The following is a 26,870-nucleotide window of genomic DNA, read 5'->3' on the forward strand; positions in this document are numbered from 1 at the left end:
CTCACGGCTCACGGCTCACGGCTCGAACTTGTAGCCGAGGCCGCGGACCGTCACCAGGTAGCGCGGGGCGCCCGGATCGGGCTCGATCTTGGCGCGCAGCCGCTTGACGTGCACGTCGAGCGTCTTGGTGTCGCCCACGTAGTCGGCGCCCCAGACCCGGTCGATGAGCTGCATCCGGGTCAGCACCCGGCCGGCGTTGCGCAGCAGCATCTCCAGCAGGTCGAACTCCTTGAGCGGCAGGTCGACCTTGGTGCCCGAGACGGTGACGACGTGCCGGTCCACGTCCATGCGGACCGGGCCGGCCTCCAGTGCCGCCGGCGTGACCTCCTCCGGCTCGCCGCGCCGGCGCAGCACCGCGCGGATCCGGGCGACCAGCTCGCGGGAGGAGAAGGGCTTGGTGACGTAGTCGTCGGCGCCTATCTCCAGGCCGACCACCTTGTCGATCTCGCTGTCCTTGGCGGTCACCATGATCACCGGGACGTTGGAGCGGCCCCGCAGCTGGCGGCACACCTCCGTACCGGGCAGCCCCGGCAGCATCAGGTCGAGGAGGACGAGGTCGGCGCCGTTGCGCTCGAACTCGTCGAGTCCGTCGGGCCCGGTGGCCGCGACGGCGACCTCGAAGCCCTCCTTGCGGAGCATGTACGACAGGGCGTCGGAGAAGGACTCCTCGTCCTCGACGACGAGCACTCGGGTCACGGAAGGACCTCCGGGGCGGTAAACGGTTCGTACGGTGACGACTGGGATGACGGCGATGTCTGCGCTGACGGCGCCTTCGAGGGCTGTGCGTGCTGTGCCGGCGGCGCGGACTGCGCGGACCGCGCGGTCCGGGAGGACTGTGCGGTCCGGGAGGACTGTGCGGTCCGGGAGGACTGTGCGGTCCGGGAGGACCGCGGTGAGGACGAGGGGGAGGACGGGGACGAGGGGGAGGACGGGGAGGACGCCGTGCGGGACTGTCCGGTTCCGGCCTCCTCGTCGAGAGCCGGGTGTTCCTGCGCGCGGTCCCGGTCGCGTGCCTGGCGGCCCGCCGCGGCCTCCGGCAGCCGCAGCGTGAAGGTGGACCCCTGTCCCTCGGCGCTCCACACCGTGACCTCCCCGCCGTGCGAGGCGACCACGTGCTTGACGATCGCGAGACCGAGGCCGGTGCCGCCGGTGGCCCGTGAGCGGGCCGGGTCCACGCGGTAGAAGCGCTCGAAGATGCGCTCCTTGTCCTTGTCGGAGATGCCGATGCCCTGGTCGGTGACGGCGATCTCGACGAGGTCCCCGCCCGGCATGGTGATCCTGCGGGCGGCGATGCCGACGCGGGTGCGGGCCGGGGAGTAGTTGACGGCGTTCTCGACGAGGTTGCCGAGGGCCGCGGCGAGCTGGCCGCGGTTGCCCCAGACGCGCAGGTCGGCCGTACCGCCGGTGGCCATGGTGATCTGCTTGGTGCCGGCCTGGTGGCGGCAGCGGTCGATGGCCTCGGCGACGAGTTCGTCGACGCGCACCGGCTCGGCGTCCTCCAGGGGGTCGTCGTTCTGCACCCGGGAGAGGTCGATCAGCTCCTGGACCAGGTTGGTCAGCCGGGTCGCCTCGATCTGCATGCGTCCGGCGAAGCGCTGCACGGCCTCCGGCTCGTCCGAGGCGTCCATGACGGCCTCGGAGAGGAGGGAGAGCGCGCCGACGGGCGTCTTCAGCTCGTGGCTCACATTGGCGACGAAGTCGCGTCGTACGGCCTCGATCCGGCGGGCCTCGGTCAGGTCCTCGACGAGCAGCAGCACCAGACGCGACCCCAGCGGCGCCACGCGGGCGGAGACCGCGAGGGCCTCGCCGCGCCCGGTGCCGCGCCGCGGCAGGTCCAGCTCGACCTGCCGTATCTCCCCGTCCCGCCGGGTGTCGCGGGCCATCTGGAGCATGGGCTCCACGGCCAGCTTGCCGCCGCGGACCAGCCCGAGGGCGTACGCGGCGGAGCTGGCCTTGACGACGGCGTCGGCCTCGTCGAGGACGACGGCGGAGGAGCGCAGCACGGACAGGACCGTGTCCACGCCGGGCGGCAGCACCGCGTCGGTGTGCAGCGAGGTACGCGTCGGACGCTTCTGCTCCCGTTCACTGAAGCGGAACGCCAGCATGGCGATGACACCGGTGAGCACTCCGGCGATCGCTGCCGCTGCGGCGACCGCCGCGTTCACGTCCATGCGACCAGGTTAGGCATGGGGTACGACCTGCCCGCACCCGTCCGGGTGCGACCTCGAACACTCGTCGCCCAGAGTTCACCTTGGAGCCAGCGACGGTTCACTTGAGGTGACGGAAACGGACGCGTACGGGCCGGAACGTGGGAGCGTGGGGATCGCACCCCCGACTGGCACCCCTGGCCGGCACGAACGAAGACGTACGAGAGGGAACCGACGATGCGGGACGCGTACCACGAGGAACTGGACTCGATCGGCGACGGACTGGTGGAGATGGCCCGGCTGGTCGGGTCGGCCATCGGGCGCGCCACGACCGCCATCCTCGACGCCGATCTGAAGCTGGCCGAGAGTGTGATCGAGGCCGACCAGAAGGTCGACGAACTCCAGCACGACCTGGAGGCCCGGGCCATAGCCCTGCTGGCCCGGCAGCAGCCGGTGGCGACGGACCTGCGGATCGTCGTCACCTCGCTGCGGATGTCCGCGGACCTGGAGCGCTCCGGCGACCTGGCCCAGCACGTGGCGAAGCTGGCGCGGCTGCGCTTCCCGGAGCGGGCGGTCCCGCAGGACCTGCACGCCACCATCCTGGAGATGGGACAGCTCGCCCAGCGCCTGATGGCGAAGGCCGCCGAGGTGATCGTCACCAAGGACGTCGACCTGGCCCTCCAGCTGGAGCAGGACGACGACGAGATGGACCTGCTGCACCGCACCCTCTTCCAGCACCTGATCGACGACCGCTGGAAGCACGGCATCGAGACCGCCGTGGACGTCACCCTGCTCGGCCGCTACTACGAGCGGTACGCCGACCACGCGGTGGCGGTGGCCAAGCGCGTGGTCTACCTCGTCACGGGCGAGCACGCCGACGATCTCCAGCAGGACATCCAGTCGGTGACGAAGGTCGACGGGGCCTGAGCGGACGGCCGGCGGCGGGCGGCGGTCCCGGTGCGACCGTCGGTCCCGGGCGGCGGGCGGCGGCTTCGGACGGCCGGGCGGACCCGGGCAGCCGACGTACGCGGGCGGCCGGCGACCCGGGCGGCCGGCGGCGGGTGGTGAGCCGGCGTCCCGGGCGCCGGGGTCCCGGGGGGCCTGCGGAACGAGCCACTGTGCGCCGTTGATGCGCCCGGCGGAACGGGCATGGAATGGGCGAAGGCACCAGCCTCTAGGAGGACCCATGGCCGAATCCCCCAGCACCGCGCCCGACCCCGCCCGGAACCGTGAGACCGAGCAGCCGGCCGAGCCCAGGCGCCTCCCGCTCCTCGCAGCCTGCGGCTGCGGTTCGGGCTGCGGCTGCGGCTGCCAGTCGGGCGGCCCCTGCCAGTGCGGCTGACAGGACGACTCGACGCGGGGCCCCGGCGATGCCGCCGGGGCCCCGCGTCACGTGTGGGCCCGTTCCCGGCGGGCGGGCGCCCGGCCCCTCTCCGTTACCCACTTTGGGGTGACGGTCCCGGCGCGCGCCGGGACTTCGCACCTGTCGGGGCGTCGGAAACCACGGAGGACACCTGGATGGGCATTACACCCGAGAGTCACAGAAATATGGCCAATCGGTAACACCGTGCGCCCACTGCCCGCATTTCGTTGCAGACCGGACAACGTGTGGGGGCGCGGCCGACCCGGCCGCCACCGCACACCGCACACCGCCCCGCGCGGCCCGGATCCGCGCCCGGCGGGTGCTCGTACCAGCAGGGAGAGCCTGTGTCCGTGTCCGTTTCCGTCTCCTGGACCGCCCGCCGTCTGACCGCGGCCGCCGCCGCGGCCGGTGCGCTGGTCGCGATGGCGGCGCTGCCCGCCTCCGCGGCCGACCACGCCCCGCACGCCGGCCCGCACTCCACGCACCGCCAGGGCGTGACGATCAGCGGCGTCCACCTCGACAACGGGGACCGCGCCCACCACGTCGCCCGTGCGCTGAACACGGAGTGGGTGGAGATCACCAACAACAGCCGCCGCGACGTCAACCTCGACGGATGGACGCTGGCCGACGAGCACGGCCACACCTATACCTTCCGCCACTACCGTCTCGACGGCCGCGCCACGGTCCGCGTCCACACCGGCTACGGCCACGACACCCGCCGTGACCTCTACCAGGACCGCCGCGTCTCCGTCTGGGACCGGCACGACACGGCCACCCTGCGCAACGACCACCACCGCTTCGTCGACGCCGTCAGCTGGGGCGGCGACCGGCACCGCGACGGCCGGCACCGCGGGGACCACCGCCGCTGATCCGGACGGCACGCGGCCGGTCCTCAGCCCCCTCTCCTCCACCGGGAACCCGGAAGGCACGGAGAGGGGGCTCCTCCGTGTCCGGGAAGTCCGGCGCGTGACGGCCTCCCTCACCGGTCCTGACCAGCTCACACCGGTTCCCACCGGCTCCGGACGGCTCCGGACGGCTCCGACCGGTCCCTGCCGGCGTCGACCGGCTCCGAACCGGTCAGGTCCCTGCCGGCGCCGACCGGCTGCGAACCGGTCAGGAATCGAGAAGCGCGCCCGCGCGGGCCACGGTTACCGTGGCCGCGACGGACACCACGGCGGGACGCGCCGGCGGACGGCAACGGACGGAGACACGATGAGCACGGTCACGAGGACGGACGGCGACACCGGCGGCCGGCGCGCCCCCTCCACCGGGTCCGCCCCGTCCGCCCGGCCGTCCGCGCCGCACACCGCCGACAGCCACGACCTGATCCGCGTGCACGGCGCGCGCGAGAACAACCTCAAGGACGTGAGCGTCGAGATCCCCAAGCGTCGGCTGACGGTCTTCACCGGCGTCTCCGGGTCGGGCAAGAGTTCCCTGGTGTTCGGCACCATCGCCGCGGAGTCGCAGCGGCTGATCAACGAGACGTACAGCACGTTCGTCCAGGGCTTCATGCCGACGCTCGCCCGGCCCGAGGTCGACGTGCTCGACGGGCTGACGACCGCGATCATCGTCGACCAGCAGCGGATGGGCGCCGACCCCCGCTCCACGGTCGGCACCGCCACGGACGCCAACGCGATGCTGCGCATCCTCTTCAGCCGGCTCGGCGAACCGCACCTCGGCTCGCCCAAGGCGTTCTCCTTCAACGTCGCCTCGATCAGCGGCGCGGGCGCGGTCACCGTCCAGCGCGGCGGTCAGACGGTGAAGGAGCGCCGCAGCTTCAGCATCACCGGCGGCATGTGCCCGCGCTGCGAGGGCCGGGGCACCGTCTCCGACCTCGACCTCACCCAGCTCTACGACGACTCCAAGTCGCTCTCCGGCGGCGCGCTCACCGTCCCCGGCTACAAGTCGGGCGGCTGGAACCACCGCCTCTACAGCGAGTCGGGCTTCTACGACCCCGACAAGCCGATCCGCGACTTCACCGAGACCGAGCTGCACGACTTCCTGCACCGCGAGCCGACCAGGATGAAGATCGCGGGCATCAACATGACCTACGAAGGCCTGGTCCCGCGGATCCAGAAGTCGATGCTCGCCAAGGACAAGGAGGGCATGCAGCCGCACATCCGGGAGTTCGTGGACCGCGCGGTCACCTTCACCGCCTGCCCCGAGTGCGAGGGCACCCGGCTCAGCGAGGCGGCCCGCTCCTCGCGGATCGCCGGGGTGAGCATCGCGGACGCCTGCGCGATGCAGATCAGCGACCTGGCCGCCTGGGTCCGCGGCCTGAGCGAGCCGGCGGTGGCGCCGCTGCTGGCCGCGCTCCGGCAGACCCTGGACTCGTTCGTGGAGATCGGCCTCGGCTACCTCTCGCTGGACCGCCCGGCGGGCACCCTCTCCGGCGGTGAGGCCCAGCGGGTCAAGATGATCCGTCACCTCGGCTCCTCGCTCACCGACGTCACGTACGTCTTCGACGAGCCCACCACCGGTCTGCACCCGCACGACATCCAGCGGATGAACAACCTGCTGCTCCGGCTGCGGGACAAGGGCAACACGGTGCTGGTCGTGGAGCACAAGCCGGAGGTGATCGCGATCGCCGACCACGTCGTCGACCTCGGTCCCGGCGCGGGCGCGGCGGGCGGTGCGGTCTGCTTCGAGGGCTCGGTCGAGGGGCTGCGGGCGGCCGGCACCGTCACCGGACGCCACCTCGACGACCGGGCCGCACCGAAGAAGACGGTGCGCGAGCCCACCGGCACGCTGGAGATCCGCGGCGCGCACGCGCACAACCTGCGCGACGTCGACGTGGACATCCCGCTCGGCGTGCTCTGCGTGGTCACCGGTGTCGCCGGGTCCGGGAAGAGCTCGCTCGTGCACGGGTCGATCCCGGCGGGGGCGGGCGTGATCTCGGTCGACCAGGCCCCGATCCGCGGCTCGCGCCGCAGCAACCCGGCGACGTACACCGGGCTGCTCGACCCGATCCGCAAGGCGTTCGCCAAGGCCAACGGCGTCAAGCCCGCCCTGTTCAGCGCGAACTCCGAGGGCGCCTGCCCCACCTGCAACGGCGCCGGCGTCATCTACACCGACCTCGCCGTGATGGCCGGGGTCGCCACCACCTGCGAGGAGTGTGAGGGCAAGCGCTTCGAGGCGTCCGTCCTCGACCACCGCCTCGGCGGCCGCGACATCAGCGAGGTGCTCGCGATGCCGGTCGAGGAGGCCGAGCAGTTCTTCGCCGCGGGCGAGGCCTGTACCCCCGCCGCTCACCGGATCCTCCAGCGGATGTCCGACGTGGGCCTCGGCTACCTCACCCTCGGCCAGCCCCTCACCACCCTGTCCGGCGGCGAACGCCAGCGCCTCAAACTCGCCACCCACATGGGCGACAAGGGCGGCGTCTACGTCCTCGACGAACCGACCGCCGGCCTCCACCTGGCCGACGTCGAACAGCTCCTCGGCCTGCTCGACCGCCTCGTCGACGCCGGCAAGTCGGTGATCGTCGTCGAACACCACCAGGCGGTCATGGCCCACGCCGACTGGCTCATCGACCTCGGCCCGGGCGCGGGCCACGACGGCGGCCGGATCGTCTTCGAGGGCACACCGGCGGACCTGGTCAGCGCGCGCTCCACTGTGACGGGGGAGCATCTGGCGCAGTACGTGGGTGCCTGAGCGGAGCCGGCGGGGCCGCTTCCCCGGTCGGGCCGGCGAGGCCGCTTCCCCGGTCAGGCCCGGCCCTTGACGGCCTTCCGCACCCACTCCGCGTAGGCGGGAGCGCTGGTGTAGAGCCCGGGTCCGTCGGAGCAGGCGGCGCCCGGGACGCCGGGACCCGATGTCACGCCCACGAGTTCCCAGCGCCCGCTCCGGCCACGCTGGAGCAGCGGCCCGCCGGAGTCCCCGAAGCAGGCCATGGCGTGGGGTACCCGGCTGATGGTGCACAGCCGCGTGCCGTTCGCGTACCCGGGGGCGCACTCGGCCGCGGTTCCCAGCCTGGTCTCCAGTTCCTGCAACCGGTCCGGGAAGACCGCGTCCGGCAGCCGGGTGATGTCCTTGACGGTGCCGAAGCCCAGGAGCCGGGTCGGGGTGCCGGGCTCCCCGGCCCGCCCCGCGATCCGGACGGGTTTCTCACCGACCGGCCGGTCGAGCCGGATCAACGCGACATCGTCCTTGTTCGGGCCCGTGCCCTGGCCGTTCACGTACCCGGGGTGCACCACGATCTTCCCGATCCTCCGCACGGTGCCCCCGGACAGGCGGTGCGCACTGCCGATCCGGACGATCCCCTCCAGCTTGATCTCCGGCTCGGCCACGCAGTGGGCCGCCGTCAGCACCCACTGCCGGTCGATCAGCGACGCCCCGCAGGTGCCGTCGTCCAGCCCCGCCGACGGGGCGGTCTCCGGAATCGTCGCCATGAACGGGTAACGCTCGGTGGAATCCGTCCCGTTGACGATCGCCTGGGCACTGCCGTTCATGGTGGTGGCACACGCGGCGGCGGCGAGAGCGACGACAGCGGCGGCCCGCGCGGTACGACGGCGCGCCGCCCACTTCAAGCTGAACACGAAGGATCCTTTCCCCGGAGGCTGTGAACCCCTCCACCCTCCGCCGCCGCCCTCCTCCGGACCACCCGGCGGCCTGCCCGATCCACGGTGGGGAGAACCCCCTGCTCAGGGGGTGACAGCGCCGGACGGGAGGGTGCCGGCAGCGCTCTGACCCGTGGTCTGCAACCCGTGGGGTGCGCCATGACCGGCCCCGAAAACCGGAATCCGGGGGGGCGGTCGGCGGCCTCCGGGACTGGCCGGGCCCTACTCATCCGGCAGTGGGCGCAGAGCGCGGATCACCCGTAGACGATCCCGAACTGGTAGCCCTGCACGGTGGGGTTGAAGATCTTGGGTGCGGGACCGCCCGCTTCCCGCACGGACACGGACACCTCGTACTTCTCGCCGGGTACCAGGGGCTTGCGCACCTCGTACTCCTTCCACTGCGGGCCGTCCTTCGGCATCGGCCAGGCCTGCATCCCGTAAGCCGCCATGCCGTTGGGCGCGGACGCGCCCGGATAGACGACCGTCCTGCCGGTGTGGTCCGCGAGCCAGACGTACACGTCGACCAGAGCGTGTCCGGACGTCGTGCGCCACTCGGCACTCATGTACAGGTGGTCGCCGTCGACCCGGCCGCATGCCTTGACCTGCACACGGTCGGCCCCGGAATCGCGCCACCCGGTGCACCGCGTCGCCGGGTCGGGCAGCAGGGCGGAGGCGGACTCGGACGCTTTGGGACTCGGTGCCGGCTCCTGCTCCGCACGCTGCGCCGGTGCTCCACTGACCGGCATGCCCGGCGTATCGGCGGTTGCTTTGCCGGACGGCTTCGGGGTGGGACTCGGCGTAGGCGACGCGGAGGGAGAGGCGGAGACCGTGACGGCGGGTGCTTCGACGTCACCCACGGGCGCCGCTTCGGCCGCGCTGTGCCGTTCCCAGAGGTCGATGCCCACGAGCCCGCCGAGCGCCAGGACCGTCACACCTGCCAGTGACCAGGCGATACGCATCTTCACCGAACGCCGTGGCGCGTAGTGGTGGTGCTCGTTGATCGTCTGGTCCCGACTGGCCTGGTAGGTGCGCGCTTGGTCGCTCGGCTTCGCCGTGAACGACTGACCACCGGAAGGCTCGGCGGGAGAGGCGGGCTGTCCGGTCATCGCTCGTTGATCGTCTGGTTCCCGGCGGACTGGTAGACGCGTCCGTGTCCGGACGCGGTGGCGTTGAAGACCGTGGAGGTTCCCTGCGGGTGAGCGGGCAGGGCGTCGGCGAGGTCCTCGGTCAACACACGGCGCAGTTCTTCAGCGAGGTCGGGGCGGGTGGCTAGCAACCGCCGGAAGCGCAGGCGCCATTCCTCGGCCGAGTCCTCGGCGACATCACCTTCCGGAGCGGCCAGGAGCAGTGTGCGTGTCTCGGTGAGGTCCGCCTCCACCGTGCCCGCACGCTCCGGGTACGCACGCCGCCACAGGGAGCCGACCGAGTCCTGTGCCCGCTGCCACAGATCGGTGGTCAGAGCCGACACCACCGCGGTCCCCGCAGTCGAGGCGAGAGCCATCAACTCCGCGTCCACCACGCCTCCTTATCGCTCACCGCATGCCCAACAAGGGGCGCCATCCTAGGGCATCGGCGGCCGGGTCCAGGCCGCGATCCCACACGCCGGGCGATCGCCGCACAAGCCCGCCTCCCGAGACGACGGGACCTGCGTATCGCGAGCGTCGTCGCCACTGAACTTGATCGGGCGATGTCGGACGATCGCCTGACAGGTGAGGGACAGGTCGGGTAGATGTGTGCGCGTGAACGACTCCACGCCCAGCGAGCTGACCTCCGAGGAAGGCGAGCCCACGTCGTTCGTCGAGAAGACGAAGAACTGGTACGGGAAGCGCAGGACGACGATCCGCGCCGCGTGTGGCGCAGTCGCCGGCGTGGCCGCGGTCGTTGCAGTCGTGGTCGCCAGGCAGGCCATGAAGCAGAACGCCACCGAGGACACCGCCGCCACCGAGGACACCAGGTCGGCCGCCGAGTCCGTGGAGGAGGACGAGCGACGGAAACCTCCCGTCAGGCACTCGGTGTCCGGCTACACGAGGAGGCTCGCTGACGGCCGTGAGATTCCTGTGTCGGGTTACGAGCGGGGCGGCTCCTCGGAAGACGAGGGCCAGGACGGGGACGGGGGCCAGGACGAGGACGAGGAGCCCGACGAAGACGCAGCCTGAGCGCGGACGCAGGTCACACCGGCAGCGAAAAGCCCCCTCCCAGCGGAGACCCCGCAGGCAGGGGGCTTGTTCGTGGTCGGTTACTCCTTCTTGCCCTGGGTCTTGTCGGGGATCTTGGGGAGCTGGGTTTTCGCTGGTCAGAGGCGGTGGGCACCTGCGCCTGGTGGTCGTCGTTGGTCGTCATTGGCCACTGTCGAGCGACCTCGGACGGCCCAGGGACGGCCCAGCCGCCGAAGCACCGCCCCGGTCTCTAACGTCGCCGGCGCCGACCGATAGCGCTGCACAGCACTTCGAACCAGCTCACGCAGAGATACCGCAGCCTCCACCACGAGCCTCTCCGCCGCCTCAGGCAGTGCGGGCCAGCAGCCTCGTAGGATGCTCAACACCTCGTCCCCGGCAGCTTCAATGCGGGAGACGAGGCGCTTTTGGAGCCTCCGCCACAGCTTGCTCGTTGGCGCCAGCGTCGCGGGCCTCGAACAGGCGGTCGGCCCATCGCGGCGGCAGGGCCTGGGTAATGTCGCGGATCCGGGCATCGTCGGTCATGCCGCCGTCGGCTTCGAATCCGAAGCAGGCGCAAGTGGACACGACCAAGCCGTCCTTGGTCGCCGCCTTCTTCCTCGCCTTCGCGCGGATTTGCGGTTGCCACCGCTTCTTGACCTCGGGCTCCAGGCGCCCGCGCAGGTCCTGGTGGGGCCGCTTGAGCTTGCCCGAGACGTACCGCTCCAAGGTGCGCTGGGAGATCCCGAGCGCCTGGGCGTTCTGCGGCATGCGGCGGGTGAACGCCCCCTCCAGCGCGCGGTCCAGGCTGTCCCGAGTGAGTCGACCATGGCCGTAGGCGGGCGCCTCTGCCGTCAGGCGCTGGGAAGCGCCTCTGCGCCATCACACCAGGGGTGCAATAGCGCCTGTGAGCGCAAACAGCGAACAGGCGTGCTCCCGCCACCGGCCTCGGGCTCGCAGTCCGTTCGCCGCGTACAGATCGGCTACGCGTCGCCGACCAGGAGTTGGCTGCTAACGCCGCAGGCGACCTCCGTCGATCTTCACCCTCTTGAAACTCATGAACCTCATGCGTTTCTTCACGTAACTGAGGCCCCATAGACCGCGCCAATCACAAGGCGCTATTGCGACCCCTTCACCACGACCACTACCTTCTGAGTCTCGATCACCCGGGGGGGGGCTCTTGACGTCTGATCCACATGAGGTGTACAGAGAAAAGTTCGCTACATTCAGCCTGAAAGAAGCGGACCTAAGGGCGGCTAAGGCGCTTCAGAGGATCGGTTGGCTGATCCTGTTAGGTTCGCTAACCCTGACGGGAATACTCGGATACACCGTCATCGTCGGCCTGTGGAAGGCAGACGGTGGGGTCACCCGATGGCTTACCCTAATCATCTTCAACATCTTATGGATTGCGTGCGCATGCTGGCTATATAAAAACCATAAAGCCCTGACCGAAAAGACGACTGCTTTCCGTGAAGCATTACAGGAACGGCAGACGGCGGCTGCTGAGCTTCCTCTCGAGACGACCTCGGGCCTGCGTGTCTATCGAGAGGCCTCGCTCGATGTCATCGCCTCCTACCGGGCACAGGCGAGTCGCAACAGGCGTGTGCATAATTCATTCCAGCTGCTCATTATCACCGGGTCGATCGTGGTATCCACCCTCACGGCGATGAATGAGGGGTCCAATGCGGCCCTATCAATCGCCACCTCATCTTTAAGCGCGCTGGTCGGCATCTCCGCTGGAGTCACCGGATACTTCAAGTTTCGAGAGCGTGGCACCACCTCGCAGTCGACAGCAGACGACATCGAAAAGAACTACAACGCCAGCGGGTTCCAGCTCGGTGACTATGAAGGGTTGGAGGAGACCCGTCGGCTTATTCTCTACGCCGGGACGGTCGAAAAGATCAAAGAAGAACAGCGTAAACGCGAGATCCAGTTGGAGCAGAGCACCTCGCACGACGAGCGCTCAGCGCAATGAGCGGCGGTCAAGAAGGCTCCGACCGTTTCCGGGAGCGGACCCTACCGCTGACGACGGTCCGCTGGTTGCTTGCCCCACGCTGGCAATGGCGCACCCGCCGGCTACGGGCCGCCCACGGACCCACTCTGGCCTACGAAGCTGCCTGGTGCCTGGTCGCGCTCGCCGATGACGTGGACAACCTGCCCTACGTGCGGCGCCGCACCCGCCCTGTGCCGAGTGCGCCGGCGGGCGTGATGGTCGATGTGTGGGCGCAGCTTGACCCGGGGGAACAGCAACGGCGCCGGGCCTGGCTGACTCGTCACAACCGAACCCCGCTCCACATGCTGGGAGTCCCGGAGGAACTGATCGAGCTGGCGGGCCTGCACGTCACCGAATGGGCGCTCCCGCCGGACGTGCCATCGATCTCGCTGGTTGTCCAGCAACGGCCGCGGCCAAGGAGAACAGACTGACTGGAGGAGGTGATAGAGACGACCATGGTAGTTGCCTCCCTCCTCTTCCCCGCTCGCTCTGGTGCGCCCGAGGCTCAGCCGTAGTGCGCGCCACGGCCGACGGAATCTTGTTCCGTAACTCCATGGGGATCGGTCGGTGAAGGCAAACCGGTCGCGGAGCGGATCTACGACTCCGGCGGTTGTTGTACTTCGCTGCCTGCCGTACCACAGGATGCGGCGACTGACGCCGCATCCTGTGCGAGTACCAACGGTCCGCGAGGCGGGTGAGCTGTAAGGGCTACAGTCACAATCCGCGCTGTGCAGGTCCATTACTCGCGGACATCCCCTGTATAACTATACTTTCACCAACTTCGCGAAGGCCGAGTAGATAGGCTCATTTACCTGACTGGTCGCAGAGACGACGGCCCGGAAAGTGTTGACGGCTGATTCGACGGCCGTTCGGTTGCGGAGTCCACCGGTGCTGGATAGCGGGGCTGAGAGTTGATTAGGAGCCAGCGCCAAGAGTGCCGTGGTAACCGGGATCCAGGCTTCAATAGCCTTCGGGATGGTTAGGTTCTTTGAGAACTCAAGGTTATGCCGGTCGGGTGTTGGGATGTCAAGTACGCTTTCAATAGAAGTGCCGATAGCCGCAACGGCGAGAAATGTTGATCCACGCATGCCGAACCACTTCGCCAGGTCTTGATCCCGCTGTGTTTGCGGCGTTCCGCCGCGGGAACTGAGGCTCGTCTTGCTCTGTTCGAGTGCCCGAAGGAGGCTGTACACGAAAAGAATGTGCCTCGCGCTAATGCGGTCGGGGAAAACAGAACTGTAGATAGCATCCTGTTCCCAGATCTGCCCCTTTTCGTGATATGCGACGTCTGGGCGGCCATGAAATGAGGCCAGTGCCTGCGCAGCGACGGTTGCGGCAAGCTGATTCTCGCCCGGTCGCCGGATAACGTCTTCCGCTCCGCCTCTACGTCCACCGTTATACCCAACGACGCCAAGGCTTTCGAACTCACGGACCAAGCGCGACTGCACTCGATCGTTACTGCGAAAGTCTGATGCTTGAGTCGGGTTCTGTCGATTGTTGTAGCGAATGATGTCTTGAACCGTGCCTGCATCATCGCACTTGATGAAGCGGGCGAGGAGTTTAATGTCGTCCGCACTTTCGCTGTCGGTCGAACCCAGGGCGCCCGTCGTCTGTGCGCCGTTCACGATGGCGATGCCTGTTATCTTCACAGAGTCGCCACCGCTGTAGTCAAATGAATGAACAAGGGCAGTGATGCCGTTGTTATATGCCCAAAAGCGTCCCGGCTTTTCGCGTGCGGTAGCCTGGATCCCATTATTGATGTTACTCTGAGATCGGGTACTCCCTAGGTAGCCTCGAATATTTGCCGAGAAGAGACGTTCCCTGTGTACGGAGAATTGAGCCCGAAGCCACGATGCGGGAATGCTGGCGCATAGCGCCGACCAATTTTCTCCGGTTTCAGTGAAGGCGCCACTTACGGGGATCGAGAACTCACTCCCGACGAGAATCGGAGTGCGCGACCCCTCGTAGCGATCGACCAGCGTTTCCCGCCCGACTTCAGTAGCCGTAACGGATACGTCCTCAACGTTATAGCGAGATGAAATGAGGCCATAAGTAGCCTTGGCGATTGCGTTCAGCTCTTCGGCAATCTGATGATTTTCCGGAAGGTTGTGAACGAACCAGACGTCAACAGTATCAATGGCGTCTTCGGCTAGCGCCTCATGCAGCTCTCTCCAAGCACTACGCAGCCTCTGCGGTACGTCGGTCTCAAAGTGTGAGCCAAATAGCCAGTTGACGGCTTGATGTAGTGAGGTTGCTTTTCCGAGGGGTGCTTGAGTCTGGCTTGCATTCCCCGCTTCGTAACCTTGGGCGAGGATCATCGAGCGCGAGTCGCGGTCGATGTAAACCATGTCGCAGGATTTATCGTCAGGACCGTCCGTTAGTGCTGTTGCGGCGACGCTGTGAATGTCTTCCAGGTCGAGCGTCAATTGCAGCGCGAACAACATGCGCTTTGCAGAGCCGTACTGATTGAGGTCATCGCGCTGTGCGAGGGCAGCTTCCAAGGCGTCGGTCATCGTTCCCCTCCCTGAGGGGAACGAATCTACCGATACGCAGCCCGCACGGTAAAGCGCCAGGTCGGTGGAGCGGCTTTGGGCTGGCGCTGCTTTGGCGCGAGTGATCATGGCCCCATAAGCTTCCGGCGCGTCGGGCAGTCTGTGGACCTGCCCGGTAAAGCACGACGGTGGGGCCATGATCTGCGAGGCTCGCGCCAAAGTGGCTGCCTAACGCCGTGGAGCCGACCGCCCCAGCCACGACGTACCCCTTCCCTGGCATCAGGCGGCTGATTGCTGTGCGCGCGGCACGGGCGCCGGCCGGGCTGGAGCGGGGCGGAGACAGGAGCGCAGGCCCGGCCGGGGGCCGGGCCGCGCGCGGTGAGCGGAGCGAGCCGCCTTGAAACCAGTAGAGAAAGTTGTAACTCAGTCCGTGGTGTGGGGCTTGAAGGCGTATGCGCACGCTGGGAGTTCAGCGCCCTGCCGGTGTGCCAGTGGCAGGAAGAGCACGGGGCGGATCGCCCAGGTGATGCGTGTGTTGGCGTGCGTGATGGTCACCATGCAGGGTTCACAGCGCAGCAGGGCACGGCGCGTCTCGATGCGGTCGTCATAGAGCCAGGTCCATGCCTCGTCGGAGGCGTCTGCGTCCAGGGCCGGTGAGATAGTGCGGAGGGCGACGACGACCCATCGGTCTGCCTGTGGTGCCGAGTAGGCGTCGAAGGAAGCTCGGAGGGCCGGCCCCTCCGCAGAGGCCAGGTCCTCGGTCCAGCACTCGCACCAGTAGCCGCGGGTGGGCGTCTTCATAAGGACGCTCCCCACGGGTAGACCGCGAGCACGTAGCGGGTGCTGTCGTCGTAGAGGGTGAGTTGGTAGCCCGTGCCTCTGGCCAAGTAGGCGAGCGCGCGTTCGTGCTCCGCCTCGTCCGTCAGCCAGTGCACCCCCGGCCGCGCGCACGCGGCGTCGAGCTGTTCGGTGATGTGACGGGTGCGCTCTTGTAACCAGCGCAGGGCCAGGCGCGCGCTCGTTGTGTTGTGTAACCCCAGCGGGATCGAGCGCACTTCATCCCAGGGGTAGGCGGCGGCCCGGCACTGGTAGGGGGAGGGCTGGCTGTTCACGTCCGGTGCATCGAGGAACGCGTGTGTCAGCACGGGTGTCCTCCCGCCGTTCCTGGGCCGGCGAACAGTTCCGCGGTGATGGTGTGCCCGGCCTGGTTGCGGTGGACGACGACCCGGTGTGCGAGGGCGTTGACCAGGGCCAGGCCCCTGCCGTGTTCGGCGTCCTGGTCCTGGTGCTCGGTCTTGGGGGCCGTGCTCGTGCCGCCATCGTCCGTGACGGACAGTGCGATGACCTGAGCCGAGACCGCGAGGGCCAGGTGGAAGCTGCCCGACTGGCGGCCGGTGGCCGTGTGGAGGATCGCGTTCGCGCCCAGCTCGCTCACGATCAGTTCAGCGTCCCCCGCCAAGGGAGAGTCGCGAAGGATGTCTCGCGTCCAGCGGCGGGCTCTGCTGACCTCTTCCGGAAATCCTGGGCAACTGAGCCCCCAGACCCGAGCCTTACTCGTATACTCGTGCATACAAGTTCCTTCATACTGATAGGCCGCCATGTGCAGCGGGATCGGGCTAGACGAGTTTCACGCCGTCATGGGCGCGGACGGCCGGCGGGGACGCCGCGTCGAGTGCGTCAAGGACACGGATCGCGTACGCCTCGTCGGCAAGCTCGGAGACTTCTTCACGGGTGACCCAGCGCAGTGCGCGGGTCTCGTCGCCGGTGGTGGGCGTGCCGTCGGCGGCCTCGCAGCGGAAGACCAGCGAGACGATCAAGCCCTTCATGTTCTTGTAGACGCCGGTCAGGGTGGCCGGGAGGGCGATCTTGATGCCGGTCTCTTCGAGGACTTCACGCTGAAGTGCCTCGGGGATGGTTTCCTCGCGTTCGAGGACACCGCCCGGCGGTTCCCAGTGACCGTTGTCGCGGCGCTGTATCAAGAGGGCACGGCCCTGGTCGTCGACGACGACCCCGGCGACGCTCACGGAGTGCGGACGGTCAGTGCTCACGTTCCTCGGCCCTCTCGGCTGACTAGGCTCACCACCGTAGCAACGACCGCCGCCCACTTGTCTAGATATCTAAAGGAGTACAGGCACTGTGAGTGCTCTTCCTTCCGGGAGTCTCGGCGACCTCGACCCGACAAGTGATCGCGCGGTCTACCGGCAGATCGCCGACCAACTGCGCGAAGCCATCTCCCGCGGGCGGTTCAGCGAGGGCGAAAAGCTCCCCTCCGAGGCCGAACTCGTCGAGCACTACGGCGTCTCCCGCATGACCGTCCGCAACTCCTTCTCCATCCTGCAAGGAGAAGGACTCGTGCACGCCGAGCACGGCAAAGGCGTGTTCGTCCGCCCGCGACCACCCGTGCGACGGCTCGCCTCCGACCGCTTCGCCCGGCGCCACCGCGAGCAGGGCAAGTCCGCGTTCATCGCGGAAGCCGACGCGGCCGGCAGTCACCCCCAGGTCGACAGTCTGGAGGTGAAGGAAGAGAAGGCCAGTCCGGACGTCTCCGCGCGGCTCGGGTCGGTGCGGCGCGTGCTCGCCCGCCGGCGCCGGTACCTGCTCGACGGGCGGCCCGTGGAGTTCGCCACCTCCTACCTGCCCCTCGACATCGCGCGGGGCACGCAGATCGCCGAGCCGAACCCCGGGCCCGGCGGCATCTACGCCCGCCTCGAGGAACTGGGCCACCACCTCGACCACTTCGAGGAGGAGATCCGTGCCCGGATGCCCTCCCCGGACGAGGTACGCACGCTGCGGCTGGCCTCGGGCGTGCCGGTCTTCCATCTGATCCGGACCGCCTTCGACTCCGAGGGACGGGCCGTGGAGGTGTGCGACACCGTCATGGCAGCCGATGCCTACGTCCTGTCGTACCAGCTCCCCGCCACGTGACGACGTGAGCGGCGGTGGGCCGCGAAGGTCGTTCCGCGAACCCGTACATCCCCGACACTCGGACCCGGGCCTGACGCTCCGCGTCTACGCGCACCTCATGCCGTCCAGCCAGGAGCGGACCCGTAAGGCGGTCGCGGCCGTCTTCGCCTCAGCGGGACATCGCAGAAGGCCAATCTGCAGACGAATCACCAAACATAAATGCCTCACGGATCGACGCCAAATGGCAGCATCAAACTGGGATCACCAAACGTGAATGATTCACGGACCAGCACCAAATGACAGCATCAAACTGGGATCACCAAACGTGAATGATTCACGGACCAGCACCAAATGACAGCATCACGCGAACGAAGGTCCGCGAAACGACTCACGGACCTCACGTCCCTGCTCAGCCGCCGTCAGCCAGCGAGGCCGGCCTAACGGCGGCTCCGCGCAACCGGGGCGCACAGGCTCACTGATAGGCGTTAGCGGATTTTCCGTAGGTGCTCGACCCTGCACCTACAGGCTTGATCAACCTATTTAGCTGCAGGTTTGGATCACGCTGCATTATGCCGCTAAAGTCCTCAACGCCGGCGAGAAAGCAGGAGGGGCCGCTCACTGGCATGAGCGGCCCCTCGGCCCGTCGGTGCACTTTTTCCCTGCTCTATAGGAGAAGTCATGCGTCCTACGGAGAAGCCCATCGTGCCACGTCACGGTCTGCGTCTCGACCTCATCCCCCGTGAGCCCCACACCGCTGTTGTCGGCATCGGCGGCGCAGCACTCGCCCTCTGGGTACACGCCCAGCCGCTCGCCGTCCTCCCCTTGGCCTTCCTCGTGGCAGTTCAGGTGAGGATCCGCCGCATCTGAGCACGAGGGACCAGGCACGGCCCACGGGTATGAAGAAGCCCCCCACTGACGGCATAGCCGCAGGTGGGGGGCCTTCTCAGGACTGCTTACTTCTTCTTGCCCTGGTTCTTCACGGCCTCGATCGCCGCCGCTGCCGCGTCCGGGTCGAGGTAGGTGCCGCCCGGGGTGACGGGGCGGAAGTCCGCGTCGAGTTCGTAGGAGAGGGGGATGCCCGTGGGGATGTTGAGGCCGGCGATGTCGGCGTCGGAGATCTGGTCGAGGTGCTTGACCAGGGCGCGCAGGCTGTTGCCGTGGGCGGCGACCAGGACCGTGCGGCCGGTGAGGAGGTCGGGGACGATGCTGTCGAACCAGTACGGCAGCATGCGGACGACGACGTCCTTCAGGCACTCCGTCCGGGGGCGCAGCTCCGGCGGGAGGGTCGCGTAGCGCGGGTCGGAGAACTGGGAGAACTCCGCGTCAGGGGCCAGCGGGGGCGGCGGGGTGTCGTAGGAGCGGCGCCAGAGCATGAACTGCTCCTCGCCGAACTCCTCCAGCGTCTGGGCCTTGTCCTTGCCCTGCAGGGCGCCGTAGTGGCGCTCGTTCAGGCGCCAGGAGCGGTGGACCGGGATCCAGTGGCGGTCGGCGGCCTCCAGGGCGAGCTGGGCCGTGCGGATCGCGCGCTTCTGGACGGACGTGTGGACCACGTCGGGCAGCAGGCCGGCGTCCTTGAGCAGCTCACCGCCGCGGACCGCCTCCTTCTCGCCCTTCTCGTTGAGGTTGACGTCCACCCAGCCGGTGAACAGGTTCTTCGCGTTCCACTCGCTCTCGCCGTGGCGGAGGAGGATCAGCTTGTACGGTGCGTCGGCCATGCATCCGAGCCTAATCCACGCATTCGGCGCGCCGCCCGCGCGCCCGGCAGGCGGACAGACGAACGGAGGGAGCGGCGGGGAGCGGCCTTCGCCGCGCCGACAGTTGACTGCTTCTGTTAATTGACTGGTTGGCCGTCCGGCCGTGCTCGTAAGTTGTGCGTACGGCAGCGCGTAAGTCGCGCTTTCCGCACCAGCCACTTACATCGGGGGTCGTCCATGTCCGTCGCCAGTCTCAGACGCGCCGCCCGCGGGACGGTCTCCGGGCTGCCCCGCGAGTTCTGGTGGCTGTGGACGAGCACCCTGGTCAACCGGCTCGGTGCCTTCGTCGCCACGTTCATGGCGCTGTACCTCACGCTCGACCGCGGGTACTCCGCCTCCTACGCCGGTCTCGTCGCCTCGCTGCACGGGCTCGGCGGGGTCGTCTCCTCCCTCGGCGGCGGCGTGATGGCCGACCGGCTGGGGCGGCGGCCCACCCTGCTCGTCGCGCAGGCCTCGACGGCCGTCTTCGTCGCCCTGCTCGGCTTCGTGCACGATCCGGTCGCCATCGCCGCTGTCGCCTTCCTCGTCGGAATGGCCTCCAACGCCTCGCGGCCCGCCGTGCAGGCGATGATGGCGGACATCGTGCGGCCCGAGGACCGGGTCCGGGCGTTCTCGCTGAACTACTGGGCGATCAACCTCGGTTTCGCCGTCTCCTCCATGGCCGCCGGCTTCATCGCCGAGTTCAGCTATCTCGCCGGGTTCCTCATCGAGGCCGGGATGACCATGGCCTGCGCGGTCGTCGTGTTCCTGAAGCTGCCCGAGTCCCGGCCCGCCGGTGACGCGCAGGGCGGCGAGGACGGCGCCGAGGCGTCCGTCGGGCTGACCGCGGTGCTGCGCGACCGGCGCTTCATGGGGGTGGTCGGGCTGTCCTTCCTGGTCGCGCTGGTCTTCCAGCAGGGGTCGGTCGGTCTGCCGGTGGCCATGGGCCGGGCCGGGTTCACGCCCGCCGACTACGGGGTGGCCATCGCCGTCAACGGCATCCTCATCGTCGCCCTCCAGATCCCGGTCACCCGGTTCATCGAGCACCGGGACGCCAAGCGGCTGCTCGTCGTCTCGTCCCTGCTGGCCGGGTACGGGTTCGGGCTGACCGCCTTCGCCGGGTCGGTCGGCGTGTTCGCCCTGACGGTGTGCGTCTGGACGCTGGGCGAGATGATCAACGCCCCCACGCAGACGGGACTCGTCGTCCGCCTCTCCCCCGTGCACGGGCGCGGCCGCTACCAGGGCGTCTACTCCCTGTCCTGGTCGCTCGCCGCCCTCGTGGCCCCGCTGATGTCCGGCGCGGTCATCGACCGGCTGGGCGCGCGGTGGCTGTGGGGGATGTGCGCGGCCGTGGGCATGGCCGCCGCCGTCGGCTACGGGGCGCTGATGCGGCGCCTGCCGAAGGAGGAACCCGTCGGGTTCACGGAGGGGGCCGCGGGGGCCGGCGCGGCTGCCGGGGAGCGGTCCTCCGAGGTCAGTGCGGCGTGAGGAGCCGGGGGCCCGGGGGCGGCCGCCCGCTGCGTCCGGCCCGCCTCACGGGTGCATCCGCGCCCCCTTGAGCACCCTGTCGACGGCGTTGCGCGGGCCGTGCACCGCCAGTCCCACCAGGTCCAGGTCGGCGGTCCGCACCGCCCGTACCGCCGCGCGGTTGTCGCGGTCGTTGCCGGTGGCGAAGAGGTCCGAGGTGAACACCGCGCGCGGCAGGGCCCGGGACAGGGTCCTGGCGTGGGCCGCCGTCAGCGTCTCCTTGGTGCCCTCGAAGACGAGCACGGGCTGGCGGAACATCGGCTGGTAGGAGACGTCGTCGGCGTCCTGGTACGGCTGCCCGATCACCTCCGGGACCGTGGTGCCGAGGCCGCTGACCAGGAAGGCGGTCACGTTCAGGCGCTGCCACGTCTCCAGGTCCTCGCGCAGCAGGACGGCGATCTTGGTGTCGAAGCGGACCGGCGCGTCCGGTCCCGGCCCGGCGGCCGGCCGAGACGTCGGCCCGGAGGCGGGCTGAGAGGTGGGCTCAGGGTTCGGCCGGGGGTTCGGCTCGGAGTTCATGGGGTGAGACTGCCGGGCACCGCGGCACCGGGTCTTGTACGTTCTTTGCGTGGCCGCCGAACGGGCCGGACAGGCCGAAGTCTCCGCCTGGCGACCCCGGGTCCCGGGCGTCGTGGAGGTCCTCCACGCCCACTTCCCCGCGTACTCGTACCCGATGCACGTGCATGACGCGTGGACGCTGCTGATCGTCGACGACGGCGCGGTCCGCTACGACCTGGACCGGCACGAGCACGGCACCCCGCACGACACGGTCTCGCTGCTGCCGCCGCACGTGCCGCACAACGGCTCGCCGGCGGTCCCCGGCGGCTTCCGCAAGCGGGTGGTGTACCTCGACAGCAGCCACCTGGGCGAGGAGCTGATCGGGGCGGCCGTGGACGGGCCGGACCTGCGCGACCCGGTACTGCGGCGGCGCGTCGGGCGGCTGCACTCCGCGCTCGGCCGCCGCGGCGACGAACTGGAGGCGCAGAGCAGGCTCGCGCTGGTCGGGGAGCGGCTGCGGGACCACCTGCGGCGCCGGGCGGCGGACCCGGAGCGGCGGCAGCGGCCGGACCCCGCGCTCGCCCGGCGGCTGCGGGAACTGCTCGACGCGCGGGTGGTGGACGGCGTCCCGCTGCAGGAGGCCGCGCGGCTGCTGCACGCCCATCCCGCGCACCTGGTACGGGCGTTCAGCGGCGCGTACGGCATCGCCCCGCACCAGTACCTGATGTCCCGCCGGGTGGGGCGGGCGCGCCGGCTGCTGCTGGACGGGCTGCCGCCCGGCGAGGTGGCGTCGGTGACCGGGTTCTACGACCAGGCGCACCTCACCCGGCACTTCAAGAAGCTGGTCGGGGTCACCCCCGGGCGCTACCGGGGGCTCGGCGCGCGCCGAGCCCCGTGAAGGCCGGCCGGTCCGGTCCTCAGTCGGCCGGGCGCTGGATCAGGTGAGTGAAGGCCTCCAGGTTCCGCGTCGACTCGCCGCGCGAGACCCGCCACGCGTACTCCTTGCGGATCGCGGAGGCGAAGCCCATCTCCAGCAGGGTGTTGAAGGCGCCGTCGGCCGCCTCCAGGACCTGCCCGAGCAGCCGGTCGATCTCGTCGGCGGTGACGGAGGCGAGGGAGAGGCGGGCGGTGACGTAGACGTCGCCGAGCCGGTCGACGGCGTAACTCACCCCGTACATGCGCAGGTTGCGCTCCAGGAGCCAGCGGTGGACGCCCGCCTCGTTCTCGTCGGGGTGGCGGACGACGAAGGCGTTGAGGGAGAGGGAGTGACGGCCGACCAGGAAGGAGACGGTCGTGGAGAGTTTGCGGGTGCCGGGGAGCTTGACGACGTAACTGCCGGGCTCGGGGGACTCCCACTCCAGCCCGGTGTCCGCGAAGACGGCTTCGAGAACCTGCCGGGCCTGACCTGCCTCGTCCGTGTCAGCCATGGTGGGAGCGTACGCGACGGCGGTGGGACTGCAGCGCTGCCGTGTACACGTCGACGGTGGCCGCCGCCGAGGCGTCCCAGCCGAAGGACCGCGCGTGTCGGGCCGCGGCGGCGCCCATCCGGTCCGCGAGGTGCGGGTGGTCGGCGAAGTCGCCCAGGATCCGCGCGTAGGCCGCGGGGTCGTGGCCCTGGACGAGGAAGCCGGTCTCGCCGTCGCGGACGGCCACCGGCAGGCCGCCGACCGCCGCCGCGAGCACCGGTGTGCCGGCCGCCTGCGCCTCTATCGCGACGAGCCCGAAGGATTCGCTGTAGGAGGGCATGACCAGCACGGACGCGGCCCGGAACCAGTCGGCGAGCTGCTCCTGCCCCACGGGCGGGCGGAACCGTACGACGTCGGCGATACCCAGGCGGGCCGCCAGCTTCTGCAGGCCCTCGGGCTTGGCGAGGCCGCTGCCGCTCGGGCCGCCCACTATCGGGACGACGATGCGCGAGCGGAGGTCGGGGCGCTCGCCGAGGAGCACGCCCACGGCCCTGAGCAGCACGTCGGGGGCCTTGAGGGGCTGGATGCGGCCGGCGAAGAGCGGGATCAGGGCGTCCTGCGGGAGGCCGAGGCGGGCGCGGGCGGCGGCGCGGGCGGTCGGGGCGTCCCCTGGACGGAACGTGCCGGAGCCCTTGGGGAAGGGGCGGAAACGGTCGAGGTTCACCCCGGGGTGGACCACGGCGACCTTGGCCGGGTCGGCCGTGTAGTGCCGGACCAGTTCCTCGGCCTCGTCGTCGGTGTTGGCGATCAGCCGGTCGGAGGCCGCGACGATCTGGGTCTCGCCGATGACCCGGGCGGCGGGCTCGGGCGTGTCGCCCTCGGCCAGGCTGGCGTTCTTGACCTTGGCCATGGTGTGCATGGCGTGCACCAGGGGCACGCCCCAGCGCTGGGCGGCGAGCCAGCCGACGTGCCCGGAGAGCCAGTAGTGCGAGTGCACCAGGTCGTAGTAGCCGGGGCGGTGGCCGGCCCAGGCCTGCATCACGCCGTGGGTGAAGGCGCACAGCTGGGCCGGGAGGTCCTCCTTGGCCAGGCCCTCGTAGGGGCCCGCGTCGACATGGCGGACGAGGACGCCCGGCGCGAGGTCGACGCGGGGCGGCAGGCCGCCGGCGGTGGCCCGGGTGAAGATCTCCACCTCGACGCCCTGGTCGGCCAGGCGCTGGGCCAGCTCGACGATGTAGACGTTCATGCCGCCCGCGTCGCCCGTGCCGGGCTGGTGGAGCGGCGAGGTGTGCACGGAGAGCATCGCGACGCGCCGGGGCCTGCGGGACAGCCGCAGCCGCGCCGGAGCCGGTGAAGAGCGGCGCCCGAGCCTGCCGACGTACTGGCTCACGTGGCGTTCCTCCTTGCTGCGGGCATGCCGGACCCGGGACGCGGTGCGCCCTTCAGGGGGCAACGCCGTGAGCGGCCTCGCCATTTCCACCGCCGGGCTCTTTGCACAATCATTACCGATTCTCGCTCAACCGTTCGATGGCGGGGTGCGTACCGTGCGGGCGCTCGCCACGCCCCCGCCCGGCGGTGGCCCGGATCCCGGGGGAATCGCCCGGTTATCCGGGGGAGCCTGCGTCGAACCCCGGGATGATGCGGCGTGCGTCCGGGCCCGGGTGCCCCCATACCCTCGTATCCATGACATCCCGCGCAGCGACCCGCCCGCCCTCCCGGCTCCGCCCGAGCGGCGGGAGCGCCGTGGTGGGCACGGTGACGCGCGGGACGACCAATCCCAACCGGCTGCGCCGCATGGACCGCTGGATCGCGGCCGTGCACGGCGCCGAGCTGCGCCGCGCCGCCGATCCCGTGGCCGTCGACCTCGGTTACGGCGCCGCGCCCTGGACGGCCGTCGAACTGCTCCAGCGGCTGCGCACCGCCGCTCCCCGGGCGCGCGTGGTCGGCGTCGAGATCGAACCGGCCCGGGTCGCCGCCGCGCTCCCCTACGAGCGCGAGGGCCTGGTCTTCCGGCACGGCGGCTTCGAGGTGCCCCTGCCGCAGCGCCCGCAGCTCATCCGCGCGGCGAACGTGCTGCGGCAGTACGACGAGTGCGAGGTCGCCGGCGTCTGGGAGCGGCTGTGCGCGCGGCTCGCCCCGGCGGACGGGCACACGCGCGGGGGCCTGCTGGTGGAGGGCACCTGCGACGAGATCGGCCGCCGGCACGTCTGGGTCGCCCTGGGACCGGAAGGACCCCGGACGGTCACCTTCGCCACCCGCCTCGGCTCCCTGCACCGCCCCTCGGACCTCGCCGAACGCCTCCCGAAGGCGCTCATCCACCGCAACGTCCCGGGCGAGCCGGTGCACGCGTTCCTGCGCGACTTCGACCGCGCCTGGGCGGCCGCCGCGCCCTACGCCTCCTACGGGGCCCGGCAGCGCTGGATCCGCGCGGTGCGCGACCTGGCGGCCGACTGGCCGGTGACGGACGGGCCCGCGCGCTGGCGGCAGGGCGAAGTCACGGTGACCTGGGGGGCGTTGGCGCCGCGCGGCTGACGGGAGGGACCGACGGGGAACGATCTTCGCCGGCCGCACGTCCCACAGACGGGGGCCGGTGCGGGCGGAGCACCGGGGGCCGGGCCCTGTCGTTTCGGGCGCAGTCGTGGCAGTATCCCCCGGACGGCACATGTTACTGACGGTAAATCAGCTTGGGGGCGGGGTTATGGGACGGGGCAGGCGCAGTGTGCTCGCGGCGGCCGTGACCGTGGTCTGCGCGGTCACCCTGCTGGGGGCGTCCGGCACGGCGTTCGCGAGCGCGGGACCCGACCGGGAACCGACGTCCCCCGGGACGAAGCCTCCCGCCTCCCCCTCCCCGTCCTCCTCCTCCACGCCCCCGCCCTCCGTCACGGTCCCGCCGGACAAGGACCTGGAGGCGGTCCGCACCAAGCTGGACCAGCTCTACCACGACGCGGCCGTCGCCACCGACGCGTACAACGCCGCCGAGGAACGGGCCGAGCAGCAGTCCGCCCAGGTCACCGACCTCTCCCGGAAGATCGTCGAGCAGCAGCGGAAGCTGGACGAACTGAAGGACCGCGCCGGCGCCGCCGCCCGCTCCCAGTACCGCACGGGCGGGCTGCCGCCCCAGGCCCAGCTGCTGCTCAGCAACGACCCGCAGCAGTTCCTCGACGGGGCCGGACGGCTCCTGGAGGGCGAACGGGCGACCAGCGGGCTGCTCCAGGACATGACCCACACCCAGCAGGACCTGGAGCAGTACGCCTCCGACGCCGCCGACCGCCTGCGCAAGCTGGAGGACAACCGGAAGGCCAAGGCCACGGCGCAGAAGCGGATCCAGCAGCGGATCAAGGAGGCGGAGCAGCTCCAGGCCACGCTGGAGCAGCGGCAGCGGGAGCGGCTGGCGCAACTGGAGCGGCAGGCCGCCCAGCAGGCTCAGGCGGCATGGCTGGACACCGGCATCCTCAAGGAGATCAGCGGCGGCGCGACCGAGGCGGACAAGAAGGCGGTGGCGTACGCCACGGCCCAGATCGGCAAGCCGTACGAATGGGGCGCGGAGGGCCCCAGGACGTACGACTGCTCCGGTCTGACCTCGCAGGCCTGGGCGGCGGCCGGGCACCCCGTGCCCCGCACCTCGCAGGAGCAGTGGAAGCAGCTCAAGCACGTGTCCGTGAAGGACATGCGCCCCGGCGATCTGATCATCTATTTCGGTGACGCCAGCCACGTCGCGATGTACGTCGGCGAGGGCAGGATCGTCCACGCCCCGCGCCCCGGCCGCACGGTCACGCTGGCGGGCGCGGGCACGATGCCCATCCTGGGCGTCGTACGGCCGGACGCGGACTGAGGGGGCGGCCCTTCCGCGCCCGGACACGGACCGGTGACGGAGGGGGAGCGTGCGTCTCCTCCCGCCCCCGGGCGTCGCACGGAGGACTTTCCCCCTCCTGTGCGCCGCGCGGAGGGCCTCTCCGACCGCCCGGTGACCTGGGCCATGTGACCCATCGCACGCCCGGTCGGCGCCAAACCTGCCCTGACGTGACCTTCGTCATTCCGGAGCGCGCGGCACGGTGCCCAACTCCGGTGTGGATCGCGGCATATGACAGTGGCCGAAGC

Annotated in this window: 26 protein-coding genes and 1 pseudogene; 12 read left to right on the top strand and 15 right to left on the bottom strand. The window is 69.9% G+C overall.

Going from position 1 to position 26,870, the window contains the following annotated elements; translation table 11 throughout:
• Positions 1 to 15: 15 nt before the first annotated feature.
• Together ABZ719_RS05680 and ABZ719_RS05685 are read right to left on the bottom strand one after the other, a co-directional pair.
• Entirely contained in the window at positions 16 to 696 is a 681-nt protein-coding gene (locus ABZ719_RS05680; RefSeq protein ID WP_037857097.1) for a response regulator transcription factor, read from the bottom strand.
• Positions 693 to 2,171 carry an ATP-binding protein gene (locus tag ABZ719_RS05685; RefSeq protein ID WP_366723937.1) on the bottom strand — a complete coding sequence of 493 codons (1,479 nt, stop codon included), beginning with the start codon at positions 2,169 to 2,171 and terminating at the stop codon, positions 693 to 695. Before ABZ719_RS05685 ends, ABZ719_RS05680 begins: the two co-directional genes overlap by 4 nt.
• Positions 2,172 to 2,384: 213 nt before the next feature.
• On the opposite strand from ABZ719_RS05685, the gene phoU reads away from it, so the two are divergent.
• The 3 genes from phoU (at position 2,385) to ABZ719_RS05700 (ending at position 7,161) form a co-directional block, all read left to right on the top strand.
• A complete protein-coding gene (gene phoU / locus ABZ719_RS05690; RefSeq protein WP_366723938.1) occupies positions 2,385 to 3,074 on the top strand; it encodes a phosphate signaling complex protein PhoU in 690 nt (229 codons plus the stop codon).
• A 786-nt stretch (positions 3,075 to 3,860) separates the two neighbouring features.
• Positions 3,861 to 4,379 carry a lamin tail domain-containing protein gene (locus ABZ719_RS05695; protein WP_366724026.1) on the top strand — a complete coding sequence of 173 codons (519 nt, stop codon included), beginning with the start codon at positions 3,861 to 3,863 and terminating at the stop codon, positions 4,377 to 4,379.
• 343 nt (positions 4,380 to 4,722) lie between these two features.
• Complete coding sequence (locus ABZ719_RS05700; RefSeq protein WP_366723939.1) at positions 4,723 to 7,161, top strand: excinuclease ABC subunit UvrA; 2,439 nt, start codon at positions 4,723 to 4,725, stop codon at positions 7,159 to 7,161.
• 53 nt (positions 7,162 to 7,214) lie between these two features.
• Here the strand turns inward: ABZ719_RS05700 and ABZ719_RS05705 are convergent, their stop codons facing one another.
• The 3 genes from ABZ719_RS05705 to ABZ719_RS05715 form a co-directional block, all read right to left on the bottom strand.
• Positions 7,215 to 8,045, bottom strand: a complete 831-nt coding sequence (locus ABZ719_RS05705) for a serine protease (protein WP_366723940.1) — start codon at positions 8,043 to 8,045, stop codon at positions 7,215 to 7,217.
• Positions 8,046 to 8,320: 275 nt separating this feature from the next.
• A complete protein-coding gene (locus ABZ719_RS05710; protein ID WP_366723941.1) occupies positions 8,321 to 9,172 on the bottom strand; it encodes a hypothetical protein in 852 nt (283 codons plus the stop codon).
• Positions 9,169 to 9,582 carry a hypothetical protein gene (locus ABZ719_RS05715; RefSeq protein WP_366723942.1) on the bottom strand — a complete coding sequence of 138 codons (414 nt, stop codon included), beginning with the start codon at positions 9,580 to 9,582 and terminating at the stop codon, positions 9,169 to 9,171. The genes ABZ719_RS05710 and ABZ719_RS05715 overlap by 4 nt, the downstream gene beginning before the upstream one ends.
• A 223-nt stretch (positions 9,583 to 9,805) precedes the next feature.
• On the opposite strand from ABZ719_RS05715, the gene ABZ719_RS05720 reads away from it, so the two are divergent.
• On the top strand, positions 9,806 to 10,222 hold the full coding sequence (locus ABZ719_RS05720; RefSeq protein ID WP_366723943.1) for a hypothetical protein: 417 nt from the start codon (positions 9,806 to 9,808) through the stop codon (positions 10,220 to 10,222).
• A gap of 402 nt (positions 10,223 to 10,624) precedes the next feature.
• On the opposite strand, the gene ABZ719_RS05725 is transcribed toward ABZ719_RS05720, so the two are convergent.
• A complete protein-coding gene (locus tag ABZ719_RS05725) occupies positions 10,625 to 10,990 on the bottom strand; it encodes a hypothetical protein (RefSeq protein WP_366723944.1) in 366 nt (121 codons plus the stop codon).
• A gap of 430 nt (positions 10,991 to 11,420) precedes the next feature.
• On the opposite strand from ABZ719_RS05725, the gene ABZ719_RS05730 reads away from it, so the two are divergent.
• Together ABZ719_RS05730 and ABZ719_RS05735 are read left to right on the top strand one after the other, a co-directional pair.
• The gene (locus ABZ719_RS05730; RefSeq protein ID WP_366723945.1) at positions 11,421 to 12,194 is read left to right on the top strand and encodes a DUF4231 domain-containing protein; all 774 of its coding nucleotides are present in this window, start codon (positions 11,421 to 11,423) and stop codon (positions 12,192 to 12,194) included.
• Entirely contained in the window at positions 12,191 to 12,643 is a 453-nt protein-coding gene (locus tag ABZ719_RS05735) for a hypothetical protein (protein ID WP_366723946.1), read from the top strand. The genes ABZ719_RS05730 and ABZ719_RS05735 overlap by 4 nt, the downstream gene beginning before the upstream one ends.
• A 333-nt stretch (positions 12,644 to 12,976) precedes the next feature.
• Here the strand turns inward: ABZ719_RS05735 and ABZ719_RS05740 are convergent, their stop codons facing one another.
• The 5 genes from ABZ719_RS05740 to ABZ719_RS05760 all read right to left on the bottom strand — a co-directional run bounded on the left by ABZ719_RS05740 (position 12,977) and on the right by ABZ719_RS05760 (position 16,728).
• Complete coding sequence (locus ABZ719_RS05740) at positions 12,977 to 14,725, bottom strand: AIPR family protein (RefSeq protein WP_366723947.1); 1,749 nt, start codon at positions 14,723 to 14,725, stop codon at positions 12,977 to 12,979.
• Positions 14,726 to 15,127: 402 nt separating this feature from the next.
• Positions 15,128 to 15,505 carry a hypothetical protein gene (locus ABZ719_RS05745; RefSeq protein WP_366723948.1) on the bottom strand — a complete coding sequence of 126 codons (378 nt, stop codon included), beginning with the start codon at positions 15,503 to 15,505 and terminating at the stop codon, positions 15,128 to 15,130.
• A complete protein-coding gene (locus ABZ719_RS05750) occupies positions 15,502 to 15,849 on the bottom strand; it encodes a hypothetical protein (protein ID WP_366723949.1) in 348 nt (115 codons plus the stop codon). The genes ABZ719_RS05745 and ABZ719_RS05750 overlap by 4 nt, the downstream gene beginning before the upstream one ends.
• The gene (locus ABZ719_RS05755; protein ID WP_366723950.1) at positions 15,843 to 16,274 is read right to left on the bottom strand and encodes an ATP-binding protein; all 432 of its coding nucleotides are present in this window, start codon (positions 16,272 to 16,274) and stop codon (positions 15,843 to 15,845) included. Before ABZ719_RS05755 ends, ABZ719_RS05750 begins: the two co-directional genes overlap by 7 nt.
• Before the next feature lie 46 nt (positions 16,275 to 16,320).
• Positions 16,321 to 16,728 (bottom strand): NUDIX hydrolase, encoded by a 408-nt coding sequence (locus ABZ719_RS05760; protein WP_366724027.1) that lies wholly within the window; start codon positions 16,726 to 16,728, stop codon positions 16,321 to 16,323.
• A gap of 112 nt (positions 16,729 to 16,840) precedes the next feature.
• Between ABZ719_RS05760 and ABZ719_RS05765 the strand changes: the two genes are divergently transcribed.
• Positions 16,841 to 17,629, top strand: a complete 789-nt coding sequence (locus ABZ719_RS05765) for a GntR family transcriptional regulator (protein WP_366723951.1) — start codon at positions 16,841 to 16,843, stop codon at positions 17,627 to 17,629.
• Between the two features lie 55 nt (positions 17,630 to 17,684).
• A pseudogene (locus tag ABZ719_RS05770) lies at positions 17,685 to 17,882 on the top strand (hypothetical protein); the annotation flags it as partial.
• A gap of 679 nt (positions 17,883 to 18,561) precedes the next feature.
• On the opposite strand, the gene ABZ719_RS05775 reads toward ABZ719_RS05770, so the two are convergent.
• On the bottom strand, positions 18,562 to 19,323 hold the full coding sequence (locus tag ABZ719_RS05775; RefSeq protein WP_366723952.1) for a phosphoglyceromutase: 762 nt from the start codon (positions 19,321 to 19,323) through the stop codon (positions 18,562 to 18,564).
• A gap of 216 nt (positions 19,324 to 19,539) precedes the next feature.
• On the opposite strand from ABZ719_RS05775, the gene ABZ719_RS05780 reads away from it, so the two are divergent.
• The gene (locus ABZ719_RS05780; protein ID WP_366723953.1) at positions 19,540 to 20,829 is read left to right on the top strand and encodes an MFS transporter; all 1,290 of its coding nucleotides are present in this window, start codon (positions 19,540 to 19,542) and stop codon (positions 20,827 to 20,829) included.
• 45 nt (positions 20,830 to 20,874) lie between these two features.
• Here ABZ719_RS05780 and ABZ719_RS05785 read toward each other — a convergent pair whose 3' ends face one another.
• Positions 20,875 to 21,387, bottom strand: coding sequence for a DUF2000 domain-containing protein (locus tag ABZ719_RS05785; RefSeq protein ID WP_366723954.1), 513 nt, complete (start codon positions 21,385 to 21,387; stop codon positions 20,875 to 20,877).
• A 49-nt stretch (positions 21,388 to 21,436) separates the two neighbouring features.
• On the opposite strand from ABZ719_RS05785, the gene ABZ719_RS05790 reads away from it, so the two are divergent.
• On the top strand, positions 21,437 to 22,264 hold the full coding sequence (locus ABZ719_RS05790) for an AraC family transcriptional regulator (RefSeq protein ID WP_366723955.1): 828 nt from the start codon (positions 21,437 to 21,439) through the stop codon (positions 22,262 to 22,264).
• Between the two features lie 19 nt (positions 22,265 to 22,283).
• Here the strand turns inward: ABZ719_RS05790 and ABZ719_RS05795 are convergent, their stop codons facing one another.
• Both ABZ719_RS05795 and mshA read right to left on the bottom strand, forming a co-directional pair.
• The gene (locus ABZ719_RS05795) at positions 22,284 to 22,793 is read right to left on the bottom strand and encodes a YbjN domain-containing protein (RefSeq protein WP_366723956.1); all 510 of its coding nucleotides are present in this window, start codon (positions 22,791 to 22,793) and stop codon (positions 22,284 to 22,286) included.
• A complete protein-coding gene (gene mshA / locus ABZ719_RS05800; protein ID WP_366723957.1) occupies positions 22,786 to 24,162 on the bottom strand; it encodes a D-inositol-3-phosphate glycosyltransferase in 1,377 nt (458 codons plus the stop codon). Before mshA ends, ABZ719_RS05795 begins: the two co-directional genes overlap by 8 nt.
• Positions 24,163 to 24,518: 356 nt before the next feature.
• Between mshA and ABZ719_RS05805 the strand changes: the two genes are divergently transcribed.
• Together ABZ719_RS05805 and ABZ719_RS05810 are read left to right on the top strand one after the other, a co-directional pair.
• Positions 24,519 to 25,304, top strand: coding sequence for a class I SAM-dependent methyltransferase (locus ABZ719_RS05805; RefSeq protein WP_366724028.1), 786 nt, complete (start codon positions 24,519 to 24,521; stop codon positions 25,302 to 25,304).
• Between the two features lie 166 nt (positions 25,305 to 25,470).
• Positions 25,471 to 26,604: an NlpC/P60 family protein gene (locus ABZ719_RS05810; RefSeq protein WP_366723958.1), complete on the top strand. Its 1,134-nt coding sequence runs from the start codon at positions 25,471 to 25,473 to the stop codon at positions 26,602 to 26,604.
• Positions 26,605 to 26,870 lie beyond the last annotated feature (266 nt).

This window comes from Streptomyces sp. NPDC006743 (assembly GCF_040703815.1).
Classification (GTDB): Bacteria; Actinomycetota; Actinomycetes; order Streptomycetales; family Streptomycetaceae; genus Streptomyces.

Coding starts and splice junctions, on each gene's coding strand:
- ABZ719_RS05795 (WP_366723956.1), bottom strand. CDS start 22,793: ATGGCTGACACGGACGAGGCAGGTCAGGCCCGGCAGGTTCTCGAAGCC.
- ABZ719_RS05700 (WP_366723939.1), top strand. CDS start 4,723: ATGAGCACGGTCACGAGGACGGACGGCGACACCGGCGGCCGGCGCGCC.
- ABZ719_RS05740 (WP_366723947.1), bottom strand. CDS start 14,725: ATGACCGACGCCTTGGAAGCTGCCCTCGCACAGCGCGATGACCTCAAT.
- ABZ719_RS05685 (WP_366723937.1), bottom strand. CDS start 2,171: ATGGACGTGAACGCGGCGGTCGCCGCAGCGGCAGCGATCGCCGGAGTG.
- ABZ719_RS05780 (WP_366723953.1), top strand. CDS start 19,540: ATGTCCGTCGCCAGTCTCAGACGCGCCGCCCGCGGGACGGTCTCCGGG.
- ABZ719_RS05735 (WP_366723946.1), top strand. CDS start 12,191: ATGAGCGGCGGTCAAGAAGGCTCCGACCGTTTCCGGGAGCGGACCCTA.
- phoU (WP_366723938.1), top strand. CDS start 2,385: ATGCGGGACGCGTACCACGAGGAACTGGACTCGATCGGCGACGGACTG.
- ABZ719_RS05745 (WP_366723948.1), bottom strand. CDS start 15,505: ATGAAGACGCCCACCCGCGGCTACTGGTGCGAGTGCTGGACCGAGGAC.
- ABZ719_RS05785 (WP_366723954.1), bottom strand. CDS start 21,387: ATGAACTCCGAGCCGAACCCCCGGCCGAACCCTGAGCCCACCTCTCAG.
- ABZ719_RS05755 (WP_366723950.1), bottom strand. CDS start 16,274: ATGCACGAGTATACGAGTAAGGCTCGGGTCTGGGGGCTCAGTTGCCCA.
- ABZ719_RS05725 (WP_366723944.1), bottom strand. CDS start 10,990: ATGCCGCAGAACGCCCAGGCGCTCGGGATCTCCCAGCGCACCTTGGAG.
- ABZ719_RS05710 (WP_366723941.1), bottom strand. CDS start 9,172: ATGACCGGACAGCCCGCCTCTCCCGCCGAGCCTTCCGGTGGTCAGTCG.
- ABZ719_RS05775 (WP_366723952.1), bottom strand. CDS start 19,323: ATGGCCGACGCACCGTACAAGCTGATCCTCCTCCGCCACGGCGAGAGC.
- ABZ719_RS05810 (WP_366723958.1), top strand. CDS start 25,471: ATGGGACGGGGCAGGCGCAGTGTGCTCGCGGCGGCCGTGACCGTGGTC.